At 43.7% G+C, this 14,239-nt stretch carries 15 protein-coding genes; 7 read left to right on the top strand and 8 right to left on the bottom strand.

All coding sequences use genetic code 11. The annotated features are described in order from the left end of the window. Window positions 1-137: 137 nt before the first annotated feature. A complete protein-coding gene (locus tag Q0307_RS01500; RefSeq protein WP_298655421.1) occupies window positions 138-320 on the bottom strand; it encodes a PLDc N-terminal domain-containing protein in 183 nt (60 codons plus the stop codon). A 250-nt stretch (window positions 321-570) separates the two neighbouring features. Between Q0307_RS01500 and Q0307_RS01495 the strand changes: the two genes are divergently transcribed. Both Q0307_RS01495 and Q0307_RS01490 read left to right on the top strand, forming a co-directional pair. Beyond that, window positions 571-846: a YiaA/YiaB family inner membrane protein gene (locus Q0307_RS01495; RefSeq protein ID WP_298609248.1), complete on the top strand. Its 276-nt coding sequence runs from the start codon at window positions 571-573 to the stop codon at window positions 844-846. A gap of 19 nt (window positions 847-865) precedes the next feature. Next, the gene (locus Q0307_RS01490) at window positions 866-1,537 is read left to right on the top strand and encodes a PspA/IM30 family protein (protein ID WP_298655418.1); all 672 of its coding nucleotides are present in this window, start codon (window positions 866-868) and stop codon (window positions 1,535-1,537) included. A 12-nt stretch (window positions 1,538-1,549) separates the two neighbouring features. Here the strand turns inward: Q0307_RS01490 and Q0307_RS01485 are convergent, their stop codons facing one another. Then, window positions 1,550-2,434: an NAD(P)-binding domain-containing protein gene (locus Q0307_RS01485; protein ID WP_298655415.1), complete on the bottom strand. Its 885-nt coding sequence runs from the start codon at window positions 2,432-2,434 to the stop codon at window positions 1,550-1,552. A gap of 52 nt (window positions 2,435-2,486) precedes the next feature. Between Q0307_RS01485 and apbC the strand changes: the two genes are divergently transcribed. The 3 genes from apbC to Q0307_RS01470 all read left to right on the top strand — a co-directional run bounded on the left by apbC (window position 2,487) and on the right by Q0307_RS01470 (window position 5,429). Beyond that, window positions 2,487-3,668, top strand: a complete 1,182-nt coding sequence (gene apbC / locus Q0307_RS01480; protein ID WP_366936734.1) for an iron-sulfur cluster carrier protein ApbC — start codon at window positions 2,487-2,489, stop codon at window positions 3,666-3,668. Between the two features lie 86 nt (window positions 3,669-3,754). Beyond that, the gene (dcd, locus tag Q0307_RS01475) at window positions 3,755-4,321 is read left to right on the top strand and encodes a dCTP deaminase (protein WP_298655412.1); all 567 of its coding nucleotides are present in this window, start codon (window positions 3,755-3,757) and stop codon (window positions 4,319-4,321) included. Between the two features lie 358 nt (window positions 4,322-4,679). After that, on the top strand, window positions 4,680-5,429 hold the full coding sequence (locus Q0307_RS01470; RefSeq protein ID WP_298655410.1) for a hypothetical protein: 750 nt from the start codon (window positions 4,680-4,682) through the stop codon (window positions 5,427-5,429). Window positions 5,430-5,505: 76 nt separating this feature from the next. On the opposite strand, the gene Q0307_RS01465 is transcribed toward Q0307_RS01470, so the two are convergent. The 3 genes from Q0307_RS01465 to Q0307_RS01455 are packed head-to-tail and all read right to left on the bottom strand — an operon-like array spanning window position 5,506 to window position 9,431. Further along, the gene (locus Q0307_RS01465) at window positions 5,506-7,542 is read right to left on the bottom strand and encodes a DUF3488 and DUF4129 domain-containing transglutaminase family protein (RefSeq protein ID WP_298655407.1); all 2,037 of its coding nucleotides are present in this window, start codon (window positions 7,540-7,542) and stop codon (window positions 5,506-5,508) included. Continuing rightward, window positions 7,535-8,503 carry a DUF58 domain-containing protein gene (locus tag Q0307_RS01460; RefSeq protein WP_298655404.1) on the bottom strand — a complete coding sequence of 323 codons (969 nt, stop codon included), beginning with the start codon at window positions 8,501-8,503 and terminating at the stop codon, window positions 7,535-7,537. Before Q0307_RS01460 ends, Q0307_RS01465 begins: the two co-directional genes overlap by 8 nt. After that, complete coding sequence (locus Q0307_RS01455) at window positions 8,496-9,431, bottom strand: MoxR family ATPase (RefSeq protein WP_298655401.1); 936 nt, start codon at window positions 9,429-9,431, stop codon at window positions 8,496-8,498. Before Q0307_RS01455 ends, Q0307_RS01460 begins: the two co-directional genes overlap by 8 nt. 300 nt (window positions 9,432-9,731) lie before the next feature. Between Q0307_RS01455 and Q0307_RS01450 the strand changes: the two genes are divergently transcribed. Both Q0307_RS01450 and Q0307_RS01445 read left to right on the top strand, forming a co-directional pair. Continuing rightward, a complete protein-coding gene (locus Q0307_RS01450; RefSeq protein WP_298655399.1) occupies window positions 9,732-10,514 on the top strand; it encodes a S8/S53 family peptidase in 783 nt (260 codons plus the stop codon). A 50-nt stretch (window positions 10,515-10,564) separates the two neighbouring features. Beyond that, window positions 10,565-12,109: a hypothetical protein gene (locus Q0307_RS01445; RefSeq protein WP_298655397.1), complete on the top strand. Its 1,545-nt coding sequence runs from the start codon at window positions 10,565-10,567 to the stop codon at window positions 12,107-12,109. A gap of 282 nt (window positions 12,110-12,391) precedes the next feature. Here Q0307_RS01445 and Q0307_RS01440 read toward each other — a convergent pair whose 3' ends face one another. The 3 genes from Q0307_RS01440 to Q0307_RS01430 form a co-directional block, all read right to left on the bottom strand. Continuing rightward, entirely contained in the window at window positions 12,392-12,628 is a 237-nt protein-coding gene (locus Q0307_RS01440; RefSeq protein WP_298655395.1) for a hypothetical protein, read from the bottom strand. A gap of 178 nt (window positions 12,629-12,806) precedes the next feature. After that, window positions 12,807-13,388, bottom strand: a complete 582-nt coding sequence (locus Q0307_RS01435) for a hypothetical protein (RefSeq protein ID WP_298655392.1) — start codon at window positions 13,386-13,388, stop codon at window positions 12,807-12,809. 53 nt (window positions 13,389-13,441) lie between these two features. Next, window positions 13,442-14,239 (bottom strand): hypothetical protein (locus Q0307_RS01430; protein ID WP_298655389.1); only part of this gene is annotated, 798 nt, incomplete at its 5' end.

Below are 14,239 nucleotides of genomic sequence, written 5' to 3'. Positions count from 1 at the left end.
TTGCAGGGCTGATTAATCGAATGGTGACTCACTCTTGACTTTCGCTAGAGGTCTACTAGCTAGTTTATTAGCGTGGTACAGCGTTCAAAAGTAAAGAAGCCAGCAATGCTGGCTTCTTTAGATGCTAACTGTCTGTTTTAACGGCCTTTTGGTCCAGCAACGAACCAAACGATTAAACCAATCAGTGGGAAGAGGAGAATAAATAAAATCCACAATAGTTTGCTCAAGCCACTCGCTGAGCTTTGTGCCACTTTAATAATGGCCCAGATTGCTATAATTAAATGAATTAAGCCGAGTAAACCACCGACTTCAATACCCATATAGAACTCCTTAACTAAATTATTAGCGTCATGTTTAATCTGTACAGACTGCTTCAACTAGTTTTGAGCTTACCTGGGTGCTCGCTATAGATCTAAAAACCGCATTTCCTTTATAGGGTTTGGCTCAAAGTAGCCTATTTTGCTACTTGTAGCTACACCCTTGGCTACTTCAAGGTTTGGTTTTGCTTAGTTGCTAGGAGGGATTTAAGCTTAATTCCATCAACTAACCAAAACCCCCAATGAGGTCAAAATGGAAAACAATAATATCGCCTTACCCAGTTCAACGAGTTGGGTGCTCTTCGTCAAAATCACCTTCGTGGTTGCTTTACTTGCGATGGGTGCGTTTGTGTTTTTCCTAGAAGGTAGCTTACTCACTAAAGGTTATTTGGCGTTAAATTCCTTATTTTTAGTCAGCTCTACGATCATGCTCTCGAAAACCTTACGTGATGAATACGAGGCTGAGCGTTTACTCAATAAGATCAATGAAGCAAAAACCAACAAAATCTTAAAAGAATACGGTGCTTAATAAACTAAGGAGCGAGGTCATGTTTTATTTATTGGATAAGTTGGCTACAGCTTTACGTGGTGGTACTCGTGAAATTTTAGAGTCAGCGGTGGATGCGAACGCGCTCCGGATTTTAGCTCAGGAAATTTATGAAGCCGAAGCAGGTTTGCGCCAAGCCAAGCAGCATTTAGCCCAAGTGATGGCGAATAAATTAAAGCTGCAACGCCAATTAGAGCAAAGTCGCCAACGCTTAGCGGCTGAAGAGGACAGCATTCGTGAGCATTTAGCGCGTCAAGAAGAACAGCAGGCGAGTACTTTAGCGGAAGATTTAGTCGTGCAAGCAGAGTTAGTTAGTCAACAAACTGAGCAACTTCAGCAGCTAGAGGCTTATGAGCAGCGCTTATTGCAGACTTTGAAGCTAACTGCTAGCCAGTTAGAGCATTATCGGGCACAGCTAACAATGGCGCAAACCACTCAACATGCTCAACAAGCAGCGGGTAAATTGGCACAACAGCGCAATCGGCATAGTGATAGCTTTGAACGCATGCAAGATAGTTTAGATCGAATTCAAACTCAGCAGTCTGGTTTTGAGGATCATTTGCTAGCGATGGAGCAAATTGAGCGTTATCTCAAAACCGGCTCTCAGCGAGGGAATAATAAAGATAAACAAATACAAGCAACTTTAGAGCGCTTGCGCCCGAAAGCTGCCTAATGGATGCCTGAGCTAGGCGAGTTGTTGCACGATTTTTGCCAGTGCAGACGAGTCTAGCTCACCATTGCCTTGTGCGACTAATTGATGCATGTATTGAATCGCCAATTGTGAGCTTGGTAGATTCAAATCCAAACTCTGAATGGTATTTGCCGCGATCCGCATATCTTTAGCATGTAATTTCGCTTTAAAGCCCGGCGTGTAGTTTTCCTCGATAATGCGTTTGGCATGCACATCCATTACCTTAGAACCCGCAAAACCACCGGCTAATGCAGTACGCATTTTCTCTAAATCCACACCTGAGGCTTGTGCTAAGGCAAAGGCTTCACTCACCGCAATCACGGTTTGCGCAATGATCAAGTTATTACAAGCTTTCACGACTTGCCCTGCGCCATGATCACCAATCAAAGTAATGGTCTTGCCTAAAAATGACAGAACCGGTAGTGCTTCTGCAAAATCCGCAGCTTGCCCACCGACCATAATGGTTAATGTCCCAGCAATCGCTCCTGCTTCGCCACCGGAAACGGGGGCATCGAGCATGCGTAAGCCTTGATTCGCTAAACGCGCAGCCATGTCTTTGGTGGCTACCGGGGAAATGGTACTCATATCGATGATGAGTAAGCCCGCTTGAGCACCTTGTGCAAGCCCCTCCGTACCAAATAGCACAGTCTCAACATCCGGTGTATCGGAGACCATTGTAATAATGATATCCACTTCAGCAGCTAAAGCGGCGGGAGTCGGATAAAGCTTCGCACCTGCATCTACCAACTCAGTCGCTGTTTCAGGTCGACGCGCATACACGCCTAAGGAATAACCCGCTTTGAGCAGATTCAAGCCCATCGGCTTACCCATGATACCAACGCCCACTAAACCGGTACTTGGCAAATTTGCAGTAGACATAGCTGTTCCAATGACTCAATAAAACGAGAATTTTAACAAAGCTTGTTGAAAACTGCTCTTATATCCCGTTTGGAAAAGCGGCCTTATTTGGGCGCGAGCAGGCTCTCATGTAGAATCAGCCCTCAATAAAACTGTTGAGGAGCTATGCATGGAACTAACGCGCAACCAAGTCGAAGCACAATTAGCGAGTATTCAAGACCGCTATTTAGGCCAAGATCTTATGACTGCTAAAATGGTGAAGGAGCTTAATCTAGCGGGCGATCAGGTTACGCTAAAACTCGTGCAAGGCTATCCATCCGGTATTTATAAAACGGAATTACAAGCAGAAATCATTGAAAAGCTCACGCAAGCGGGAGCCGCTGCCGTCAATGTGCAGATTGATACGGTCATTAATGCGCATGCCGTGCAGAAAACAGTCAAACGCCATGATGGAATTAAAAATATTATTGCAGTCGCTTCAGGCAAAGGTGGAGTAGGGAAGTCGACTACTGCCGTGAATTTAGCCTTGGCCTTATTGGCCGATGGCGCTAAGGTCGGGATTTTAGATGCAGATATTTATGGCCCCAGCCAACCGCGCATGTTAGGTATTTCTGGGCAGCCGGTGTCTGAAGATGGGCGCAGTTTACAGCCAATGCAGAATCATGGTCTGAAAGCTATGTCGATTGGTTTCTTAATCGAAGAAGATACACCGATGATTTGGCGTGGCCCGATGGTGACCCAAGCCTTAGAACAGCTCTTGAATGATACTAAGTGGGGCGATTTGGATTATCTAATCGTCGATTTACCACCGGGTACGGGCGATATTCAACTGACTTTATCGCAAAAGATTCCGGTCTCTGGGGCAATTATTGTGACTACTCCGCAAGATATTGCGCTCTTAGATGCACGCAAAGGATTGAAAATGTTTGAAAAAGTCGAAGTGCCTATCTTAGGGGTAGTAGAAAATATGAGTATGCATGTTTGCAGTCGTTGTGGGCAGGTGGAGCATATTTTTGGTGCTGGTGGCGGTGAAGCCATGGCGGAACAATATAAGGTCACTTATTTAGGTGGCTTACCTTTAGATATTCAGATTCGCCAGCAGGCGGATAGTGGTAAGCCAACGGTGGTCGCTGATCCACAAGGTAAGGTGTCTGGTTTGTATCATGAGATTGCGCGTAAAGCTTCAGCCCGCTTAGCCCGTCAATCGAAAGACTATAGTGCTAAATTCCCAACGATTAAGATTCAGAACGTCTAACGCTTTTAAGTTTACCGCGAAAGGCCACGGTTTGCGTTGTGGCCTTTTTGTTTTAGTATGCTCTGCAAAATCAACCGGAACGTAGTATGAGTATTAAGTCTGATCATTGGATACGGCGCATGGCCGAGCAGCAACAGATGATTGAACCCTTTGAGCCTAATCAAGTGCGTGAAGTCAATGGTGAAAAAATTGTCTCTTACGGGACGTCCAGCTATGGCTATGATGTGCGCTGTGCGAATGAGTTTAAGATTTTTACCAATATCAATTCAGCCATTGTCGATCCTAAGCATTTCGATGCGAATAGCTTTGTCGATTTTGTGGGCGATGTTTGCATTATTCCACCGAACTCCTTCGCGCTGGCGCGTACCGTTGAGTATTTCCGCATTCCCCGTTCAGTTCTGACCATTTGTTTAGGTAAATCAACTTATGCACGTTGCGGAATTATCGTCAATGTCACTCCTCTAGAGCCGGAGTGGGAAGGACATGTAACTTTAGAGTTTTCTAATACTACTACTTTACCCGCTAAAATTTATGCGAATGAAGGGGTGGCACAGATGTTATTTTTAGAATCCGATGAGGTCTGTAGCACCTCATATAAAGATCGTGGTGGCAAATATCAAGGGCAAAAAGGCGTAACTTTGCCGCGTACTTAAGTAACGAAAAATGCGCCTACTCCCAGGGGAGAGAGTAGACGCAAGTTGAGCATAAAAATGCGATTCCCTCCGCTTTTTTAGTTTTCCTATCGCACTGGGTCGAAGTTGATCATTATTTAGTTCAAAAATAAGCCAATTAATTTTGATTACCGCTTATTTTAAAATACCTACCATTTATTCACTAGCACCCAATACCCCTGCAGCAAATGGCCTGATACCTACCTTTTATCTGTTTTCACTAGCACCCAGTCTGTGATGGCAAGAAGCTGAACTCTAGATTAACTAACTTAGAAGAAGATGCAAAAGGTGCACAGCCAGATTGCATTAGTTCCAATAAAAATTACAGGAGTTCATCATTATGTCATTTGATATTTCCAAAGGATTTGGAGTTTCTGGCAACTACGGCGCCGATTTTTCCACTCAAAATGTAACGCCGATGTCTAGTCCTGCGTCTGCAGATATTCAAAAATTCAATGCAGCGATGGGTAAATCATCGGAGTTATCGACTAACCCTAGCAATGGTGGTAGTGCTTCTTTTGGTAGCGGCTTTGGCAGCAATATTTCTACTGCTGATCAAGTCAGCCAGATGAATCATACAGGGGCTAGTCATTCAGCTTCCGGTGGTAATAACGGTAGCAACAATGATTCAAGCAACAACCAAAGTCTACAGTCTTTACTGAGTAGTTTAATGAGCTTGCTAGCGCAAATTATTAGCCAAATGCAAGGGGAGAAAAACTCAAGCGGTTCAGGTCAAGAGAGTGGTGCTGGTAATCAAGGTAATACTGGCTCTAGTGGCAAGACTAGGGGGGGTGAAGGCAGTAATAAAGGCGCTAGCAATGCGGCTAATACTGGAGCGAGCAATGCAAGCCCTAATAGTGCTGCAAATAAGGGGAGCTGTGATTACAGTAAGGCCGACAGTGCAGCTGCGACTGATGCATCTGTAGCTACTCCAGTGGCTAATCAAGCTGCTTCTAATAACAGTACTGGCGGTAGTACTAATTCCACACAAGGTGATCAATTAGCACAATTATTGCCCGTTATCATGCAGTTGATCCAAATGCTAACTCAACAAATGTCGAGTAATTCAGGTTCCACCAGCTCGTCTTAGCCAGCTTCAGAGCGGGTTGATTTTGGTAAGTTGACTCACTAGGGCTTAGAATGCAGTCAATCTAAGCATAAGTAATTCAACGAATCTGACCTAGTAAGCGCCGCAGTTCTTTTAGGAGACTGTTGCGCTGTCCCGCTTCACTGGCATAGCATAAAGTTTGATAAGCCTGCGTGAACGCCAGAATTTGCTCCGCTTGCTGGGGTAAAACCTGTACAGCCATTTGTGCATATTCATGGGGCGTTTGATCTAAGCGCCGTTCACAGCCCTGTTTACCTAAATGCTCAGCGAAACGCCGATACAAGCGATGTTCTAAAGCTTCTGGATTTGTTTTACGCGTTAAACCCAGCCATACCATCCATACCATCACCAAACAGCCAAAGAGCGCAAGTATGAATAAAGCCAGTTTAGTAAAGCTTAACTCACCTAGCATTTTGCTTAAAAACTGTGTTTGAGTTTGCTGGTCATAGCTTAAAACCCACCGTTGCCAGCCATATTGCATACTGTCTAGCTGTTTACGCATACTATTCAGCCAAGCAAATTTCCGGCTCGAAAATACCGAATGTTCAAGAAGAATACCTTCTTTTTTCAAAGCAGCCTCTAAGTTTTGCTCAGTGCGCTCAGGTGCGACCATACTAGTCGGATCAAAACGTACCCAGCCTTGACCGGCTAACCAAACCTCTGTCCAAGCATGTGCATCGAATTGATGTACAGCAAGGTATTTTCCTTGTTCATTCCATTCGCCACCTTGATAGCCAATCACGACTCGAGCAGGAATACCGACTGCACGCATGAGGAATACAAAGCTTCCTGCATAGTGGGAGCAGAAGCCACGTTGTGTATCAAATAAGAAGCTATCAATGGTATCTGTCTCACCCAATAAAGGTGGATTCAAGGTGTAGAAAAAGGGCTGTTCTCGAAAGCGATTCAGTACTGTTTGAATATAAGCACGTTCATCGCCCGCTTCGGCATATAAACGTTGCGCCAATTCACGGCTACGTCTATCCCCTTGCTTAGGCAGTTGCAGAGCCAGCTCTTGTAATTTGGGCGCAAGGCTTAGATCACGAATCGATTCAGGGTGACTCACCGCACGAAGTAACAGTGGGCTTTGTAAAGGCTGCTTAGCCATGACCCGATAATCGGCGGCACGTAGTACCTCTCCTTGTACTTCGGTCGTGGGGTTTAAAGTAAATAACCAAGGCTGACCTGATGGCTCATACACTGCTTCGTATTCGTAGCGTGCGCCTTGTGTTTTGAGCTTACGTGGATCATAGGCGTAATCTAGTTTGATTGACCACTGCAGTTCTTCCGCAGCCTGTTGATTGGCAAATTGCCGCCATTCACGGCCATCGAAATAATTTAAGACTAGACCCTGCCAATATAATTTAGCTTGAGCTGGACGTTCGCCCTTGAAGCTAACGCGAAATGCTAAATCATCCGACTGACTGAGCTTTTCAATATCACCCGGAGCCATCCGGTCAGAAATACCACGAGTATTCTGCTCCATCGGCATAGGTAAAGTCCAAAAGGGCTGAAAGCGAGGTGCGAATACGAAAATTAACACCATTAGTGGCAGGCATTGCAACAGAATTTGTCCTGCTATCCAAAAATTGAAGCGTACTTGTTGCGAGGGCGTAAACTCCTCAATTGTTTGCTGAACCCCGACTAAAGCACCGGTGAGTACAATAAGCGACAAGGTTCCGTAAACCCCTACAATCATAGTTTGGCTATACAGAAAATTCAGTGCAACCAGAAAATAACCAGTAAAAATCACCACTAAAGCATCACGGCGTTTGACTGCTTCTAGGGCTTTAAAAGCAAAACCTAAAAGTAATAGGGCGGACATCGCTTCTAAAGACGGCAACCGCAAGCCACTTAAAAAAATAGCAGCAATGCCTAGTAATAATAAAACGGCTTTGATTACAGTATTTGGTTGTGTGGCCTTACCTGATAGAACCCGCAAGCGCCAACCGGCTGCAAAGATTACCACTACAATTAACCAAGGGGGCAGGCTAGTGGTAAACGGCAGCATGACAATCAGTTGTGCGGCTAAGAGCCAAATCATGCCGGTATAAGTAATAAAAGCTTGGGGCTGCTTGGTATTGGTTTTAAACATTGTCTACCCCAAATAAAGCTAAAGCTTGTAAACAGCGTGCTTGATGGGCTTCACCTTTAGCCGGTGCAATCGTCATTCCGGGTAACTTCAAGCCATATTGCTGCTGGGCTTGATGGGCATCTAAAACTTGGCGACACAGCTGCGCTAAGCGCGCTTCAATACCCGGTAGGTTTACATTATTCCAATCCAACCATAAGTTGTGACTGGCATAATCAACGAATACTTTGGTATTCAACTTGCCAGTTTTGGCATATTGTCCCCAATGAATATGTTTAGGTGTATCACCGGCTTGGTAGCTACGAATCCCACCAAAATCATTGCTCCCTCCACTTAATTCTTTACCGGATTGTTGCTGATCAGCAGCCAGCGTCTGGCTATGCTCGGTACTTTGATTTTTTGGCGCAGGCGCAGGGTAGACTAACCCGCTCAGATCCACCGCCACATAAGACCAAGCTACCGCTAAACCTGTGGGATAATGCGTGGCAATATGAATACGCGGTGGGGTAAAGCGTCCACGCTGTTGGGTACTATGTGATAGTTTAATGCGCGTGGTTTGCGTTGAAACTAAATTCACTTGAGTAGCATCTTCCTGCGGCCAAGCTAGTTCGATCGCAAATTTTGGCCGTTGCGGATCGCAAGCGAGTTCTAATTCAAGCACTGCTTTTTCGCCCGCAAAACAGGGCTGAAGATGAATTGCCTTAATGCTTAAACCGCTTAGATTCCGCCAAGTATGCAGTACATTTACCACGAGCATGGCTAATAGCCAAAAGCAGACGGCGTACACTAATGAGTTTTGGAAATTAATCCCCAGCAAGAACAGCACAATAATCATAATCAGCAAAACTAAAGCGGTTTTGCTCGGAACAATGAAAATTTTACTTTGATCTAAGATGGTTGTGCGTGCGCTGGGTAGACGCTGTTTCACCATCTGTTCAAAGTGAGCCTGCAGGGTTTCAAACATGCCTTGATCCGATCACATCAACCTTAGATAGAATATGCCGCGCTAATTGCTCACCTTGGGTTTCATGTCGCCCGACTAAGCGATGCCCCACAACTGCCGCAAACACTGCTTGTACATCCTCCGGTAGAACATGCGTGCGACCTTGAAGTAAAGCCCAGCTTTGTGCGCTACGTACTAAGGCTTGTGCCCCGCGTGGTGATAAACCCAAATGACAGGCTTCACTTTGCCGTGTGTAAGCAATCAGACGCTGCACATAATCGAGTAGTGCATCACTCAGCTTAACTTGTGGGACTAAGCTTTGTAGTCCTTGCAGGCGGCTTGGATTTAAAGTCGGTTTGAGGCTAGTGAGTACCTGACGACCATTGCGACCTTTTAACATTTCACGCTCAGCTAAAGGATCGGGATAACCTAAAGAAATGCGTAGCAAGAAACGATCTAATTGTGACTCTGGCAGGGGAAATGTACCGGATTGGCTTTGCGGGTTTTGAGTGGCAATCACAAAGAAGGGTTGTGGCAGTTGATAGGTCTGCCGATCTACACTCACTTGTTGCTCTTCCATCGCTTCGAGCAAGGCGCTTTGTGCTTTGGGGGTAGCACGATTCAATTCATCTGCAAGTACCACTTGGCTGAATAAAGGACCCTGGTGAAACCGAAAGTTGCCATTCGCTGGTTCAAAAATCGAGGCGCCAATCAAATCGGCAGGCAGAAGGTCGCTGGTAAATTGCACCCGCTGATAGTCTAAACCACAGACTTGCGCGAGGGCATGCGCTAAGGTGGTTTTACCCATGCCGGGTAAGTCTTCTAGCAGTAAGTGACCATCGGCTAATAAGCAGCTCAGGGCTAGTTTAACGGTATGTTCTTTGCCCAAAATAACAGCATTCAATTGCTGGAGGGCGGCCTGAAGTAATTGTGGGGTCGCAGTTGTCATGGGGTTTTATTATTGTTGTGATAAACCTGACTCTAACTGATCATTGCGAATTTTCCTAGCAGGAGGCGATGATAGGTTGGTTTGAAGAGTACAGTCTAGCCTACTAGTATTGGGAACTTGCCAATTATCTACCTAGCGTAATTCTTCTAAGTTAAGTAATTATAAAATTATTTATGAAGATAATTAAGTTTCTAATACTTGTTAAGTAAATTCATTTAGAGGTATTCATTTAGGTAGTACAGTTACCATAGCTTTCTATGGTATTTATTAAGTATGAATAATTGAATTGTATTAAAAATAATGATTGATCTTAGTTTGTGGTTGGCAAGTAATTATAAATTTAATAATATATCAAGTTATTTTTATGATAAATTTCCAATTAGCTCAATAGCTATTGGATTGATTGATTACACTGCTAATGTTTCATCTAGTAATGATCTTATTAATGCAAAAATTATTTTAAGATCTACTTGCAGTGGTGAGAGTAGTAATTTTGAAGAAGATGATCATGGGTTATTTTCATCCAGTTTATTAGTAGCACAAGGGCAGCAGATTTTCAGAGGTTTAATTCCCAATGCTAATTTATTTTTTTATGGTTTTAAGCCAAATGATGCAATCACGGAAGTCGAACTAGTATCAGCTATCAACTGGTTGATAGAGCAGCAAGTACAGCTAATTTGTCTTCCATTCGGTGCAGATACTGAAGTATCTGCAGTGACGGAGGTGATTAATAAGGCAGTAAACTTAGGTATTCTTATCTTCGCAGCAGTAGGTAATGACTATCCAAAGCCTAGTTTATTTCCGTCTTGTCTTGGCAATGTGCTTTCAGTAGGTGCATTAGATCAACATTATTTAAGTCTGGATGATTGTTGTCGCAACCCAGAACCTGATTGTTGGTTGCCCGGATTAAAAATACCCGGTTTAACTGGTTCAGGAGAGCTTGCTTATCGCAGTGGTACTTCAGTTGCTTGTGTATTAGCAACAGGTTTTGCTGCTCATTACTTAGTGAAAACTAAGCAAAAATCAATTAAAAAGAATGATTTTATTAATTATATCAAGGAGCTAGGGGTGATGAGAAAATAGGCTATTTAGTAAACAGGGATATTCCAATAATTTTCATAAGGAGATGTGTGATGGCTAATAATATTTCAATGTTGAGCATTAAAGATACTAGCAGCATAAAAAACCCAATAGTGAAAGCAATCGCTGAGCAAATGCTGAGTGTTGTGAAAATTTCTACAGAGAAGGCGTATGCAGCCGCTATTAGGCCGAATGAGTTTAAATTACCTGCGGACAGAAATTCACTAGAGCAGGTTTTATCCAGAAATCTCCAACGAAAATCTGCTGATAAGCGTGCTAGTATGGCGAATAAAGCACTGTCTTTAGCGAAGCGCCCTGTTGCAGAGCGGATTAGAGACTATGGTCAGCAATTGGGACAAATCAATCTAGCTAGCCCCAATAGTGTTGCCACGGAATTAAGAAAGCTACCCGTCGCTGCTGAAATTAAAACCTCTGTCGAGTATTTAAACAGTATCTCGCGTAAGTTAAATACGCATGTGATTGTTCCGCAATATGTTGTGGTTAATCCAGTTTTTGTTAATCCCAATATTTTTAGAGCACAACAAGCGAAAGATGAATTAGAGTTTCGTTTACACCAAGTCTTGTGTGTTCGTGAAACGCAACCTATTGCAGGAAGTGATGAAATTGCTCTTGGTGGCATGGCGATAGATGCTGAAATGAACACGATTCCCATCCCTGAACAATTTGTGGGCAATTTTAGTGATTCGGGTGTAGCTAAGAATTATCTTCCACCCCAACAATTCTTCTCTCCAAAAATTAATTTGCGCGCGGGTAATGCTTGGCCAAAGGAATATATAGTCACCATGATCATGGCCGAAAAGGATGGGAGTGGTTTTAGTCGTTTTTTAGCGGACTTATGGTCTTCTCTTAAAACAGAGATAATCACTGCGGTTGCTACTGCGGTGGGTGCAGCATCTGGAGCCGCTTTAGGCTCTATTATTCCGGGGGTTGGTAGTCTTATTGGTGCGGCGGTGGGGGCTGTTATCGGTGCTTTCGTGGGCTGGCTAACTAAGACTTTTGAAGATGATATTTTCGAACCCGTCAGTGTGGCGATTGTAATTCCATCCTTAGGCCATCTTTGGGATGGGCGTGCAGAGAGTTCGACTCAATATGCAACTTTCACAGGGCATGGTGGAGAATATCAACTCGCTTATGATTGGCGACGTACTTTTGAAGCACCCCCTCCTCAATTACAGACACGTCGCTTAACTGGTAAAGCAATAATGTATGCGATGGATCATGAAAATTTTGGGCGCAATCCCCAAAAAACTGTTGAGCATAATATTAATCTGCCCCTAACAGCCTTAGGGACTAATTATGCACTGAATTTACCCTACTTAGGTGTCGGGGGGGAAGTCCGTTTGGAGGTTAGAGTCGCGGCTACTTTACTAGATGTAAGTTCAGGACGAGTACGTGTGTATGGTGAACTCTTGTTATTTGAGGGGGATAGTGAGAGTAGTAATGATCTGGATGGTCGTCAGCCCGTTGATTTTACTTTAGTACCGAATGAGTCCCGCTTAGTGACAGTGGTGGTGCGTAATACGGACGAAGGTGGTGATGTGGGCGAAGTTAAGTTCGAGTTGACGAATAGTATTTAAAGTTAAATTTTCTCTGCGCTCTCTGTTTCCCCTACCGTTTTCTGCGGTGGGGGATTTTAGTTTTCAGGCGCTATAAATAAAAAATCCTTTTTTAAAAAATACCTCATCAGGCGTTTACTGAGTAGGGTATTTTATTTATAAAAAGGTTGGCTTATAAAGCAAGCCAAAGGTAAAAAATATAGATCTAATATCAGATGTTAATCAGTGTCTTTTATTAAACCATGCCTCAAGCTTTGAGGCATGATTCAAATTTACTAATGGTTTTTTCTATTAAAGCTAGTTTTACTCAGCAATTCTATCGGCTAATTGTTGAAACAAGTTTTTTTGGGGTGTAATTTGTTGGAGTGCCTGACCCACATCCAGCATAGTCTGTTCAAATTTAGAGATATCATCTGATGAAAAATTGCTTGATGCAGAGCTAAGGCTAACTTGAGAGTCTGAAGCATATTCGATTCCCGTGTTATTCGTTGTTACACCAACATCCCCACGGGCAAAGTCATTTTTTGGATCAATAGGCATGATAATTTCCTTTTTAAGTTAAGTTTCCATCAATAATGACTTATGAGTCATTAAGGTTATTATAAATCTGGGTAAGTTAGTAAACTACTACCCATTTGAATACCTACAACTGATTTAAATGGTATATGAAATATACATTAAAGAAGCTAGGTAAATAATCTAGCTTCCATTTTATTTTTTATTGAATTTGAACAATATGACTGATCGTATCTTTATAAGTGCCGTCAGGTGTAGTGTTTAATTTTGCGGCTGAGGTGAATGTTAAATCAGTAATTGTTAGATCGCAACGATTTCTTCCTGTAGAGCCATCAACAGTATTATTAAAATTACGTGGAAATCCTGAAGAAAATGTAGCTACTCCAGAGCCAATCGTTCCTTTTAGAGAATAGATAATAGACTTTGTTGGATCGCTAGTATTTACTAGTTTGAAGGATGTAGTTCCACCAGAGTTCGCTGAAGTAAAAGTTACTTTACAATGTTGATTCGAGGCAAGATTAGTTCCTGTAAGTGTTAGGTTACCCAAAATCTTATCATCGATAATACGTTCAACTGTTCCATCATTATCAACGTCAATAGTTTGAGTAGTGAGTTGGGTTTCTACTCCAGTAAGAAGCTCCCCAGTAGCAGTGCTGGTAAACTCTGGAGTTGAGGAGGTAGAGATTGTTAAACTAAGACCGTGTGATCCTCCCGCAGTCTCGGCAGCTATTGCGGCATGGCTCATAACTAATAGGATTGATGCGATAATCCATTGCTGTTTCATAATAAACACTCCTTGAGAAATATTGGGGTTGTGAGTGCTGGTGATGGGGGGCTTCATGTATGCGCCCTCACAGCCAGCGTTTGGGTTTCGCCGGGTTTGCCGGTCACCTGAATTTTCAGGTTTTGCAAATTTGGCAGGGAAAATAATTCGATCCGGTAGTCACCTCGACGAATCGATGAAAGGCGCATGACACCGGTTTCATCCGTAAAAAACGTAATCGATTCTTTTGGCGAAGTGAGGGCATGTAATTTGCCACCTTGCAGGGCGAGAGGGTGGCCTTGCGCATCCTTTAAATGCGCTTCAAGCATTGAGCCGCGTTCACCACCGACCTTGACGCGATAGCCCGTTTTATAATCTGGTAAGAAATCAAATTCGGTAGCACTCAGATCAAAGCCTTCGGGTAGGACTAAAGCATCGGTACTGACATGCTGTACTTGATAGGCGGTTAATTGATTAAGCACTGCTGTTTGCTGCGGTTGGATTAAAGCGTCATAGTGTTCTGGCAAGCCATTCGGATCAGTTTCTTGCCGTTGAAACAGGCTCTTGCCACGGCTCACCGCCATGGCTTGTTGTAAATCAGGCGGTGCTTCTAAGATCACAAAGCTATCAGTCACCGGACGCGACAGCGCAAACGCGCCATCCGCAAATACCAGCGCCGTATTCAGATTTAAACTACCACTAGAGCGCTGCATGGCTTGGCTGTGCTGCTGTTGGACGCTGCCCGCAAGGTTAAAGCGCGGGTCTTGATACGACCCACTGCTACTGATGGTTCGGGTGTTGTGTGAATTTTTTTCAAGTTGGGTGTTTTTGCCCAAAAGCACGAATCGGACTATTCCAGTTCCCCGACCTCC

Origin of the sequence: uncultured Thiothrix sp. (assembly GCF_937873765.1) — a bacterium.
Taxonomy (GTDB): domain Bacteria; phylum Pseudomonadota; class Gammaproteobacteria; order Thiotrichales; family Thiotrichaceae; genus Thiolinea.
The sequence above is the reverse complement of the archived record's forward strand: the minus strand, read 5'-3'. Positions and strand labels throughout refer to the sequence as shown.

Bases quoted from the DNA above. Each gene is read 5' to 3' on its own strand.
- Q0307_RS01500 (WP_298655421.1), bottom strand. From the start codon at position 320: ATGGGTATTGAAGTCGGTGGTTTACTCGGCTTAATTCATTTAATTATA.
- Q0307_RS01495 (WP_298609248.1), top strand. From the start codon at position 571: ATGGAAAACAATAATATCGCCTTACCCAGTTCAACGAGTTGGGTGCTC.
- Q0307_RS01490 (WP_298655418.1), top strand. From the start codon at position 866: ATGTTTTATTTATTGGATAAGTTGGCTACAGCTTTACGTGGTGGTACT.
- Q0307_RS01485 (WP_298655415.1), bottom strand. From the start codon at position 2,434: ATGTCTACTGCAAATTTGCCAAGTACCGGTTTAGTGGGCGTTGGTATC.
- dcd (WP_298655412.1), top strand. From the start codon at position 3,755: ATGAGTATTAAGTCTGATCATTGGATACGGCGCATGGCCGAGCAGCAA.
- Q0307_RS01470 (WP_298655410.1), top strand. From the start codon at position 4,680: ATGTCATTTGATATTTCCAAAGGATTTGGAGTTTCTGGCAACTACGGC.
- Q0307_RS01465 (WP_298655407.1), bottom strand. From the start codon at position 7,542: ATGTTTAAAACCAATACCAAGCAGCCCCAAGCTTTTATTACTTATACC.
- Q0307_RS01460 (WP_298655404.1), bottom strand. From the start codon at position 8,503: ATGTTTGAAACCCTGCAGGCTCACTTTGAACAGATGGTGAAACAGCGT.
- Q0307_RS01455 (WP_298655401.1), bottom strand. From the start codon at position 9,431: ATGACAACTGCGACCCCACAATTACTTCAGGCCGCCCTCCAGCAATTG.
- Q0307_RS01450 (WP_298655399.1), top strand. From the start codon at position 9,732: ATGATTGATCTTAGTTTGTGGTTGGCAAGTAATTATAAATTTAATAAT.
- Q0307_RS01445 (WP_298655397.1), top strand. From the start codon at position 10,565: ATGGCTAATAATATTTCAATGTTGAGCATTAAAGATACTAGCAGCATA.
- Q0307_RS01440 (WP_298655395.1), bottom strand. From the start codon at position 12,628: ATGCCTATTGATCCAAAAAATGACTTTGCCCGTGGGGATGTTGGTGTA.
- Q0307_RS01435 (WP_298655392.1), bottom strand. From the start codon at position 13,388: ATGAAACAGCAATGGATTATCGCATCAATCCTATTAGTTATGAGCCAT.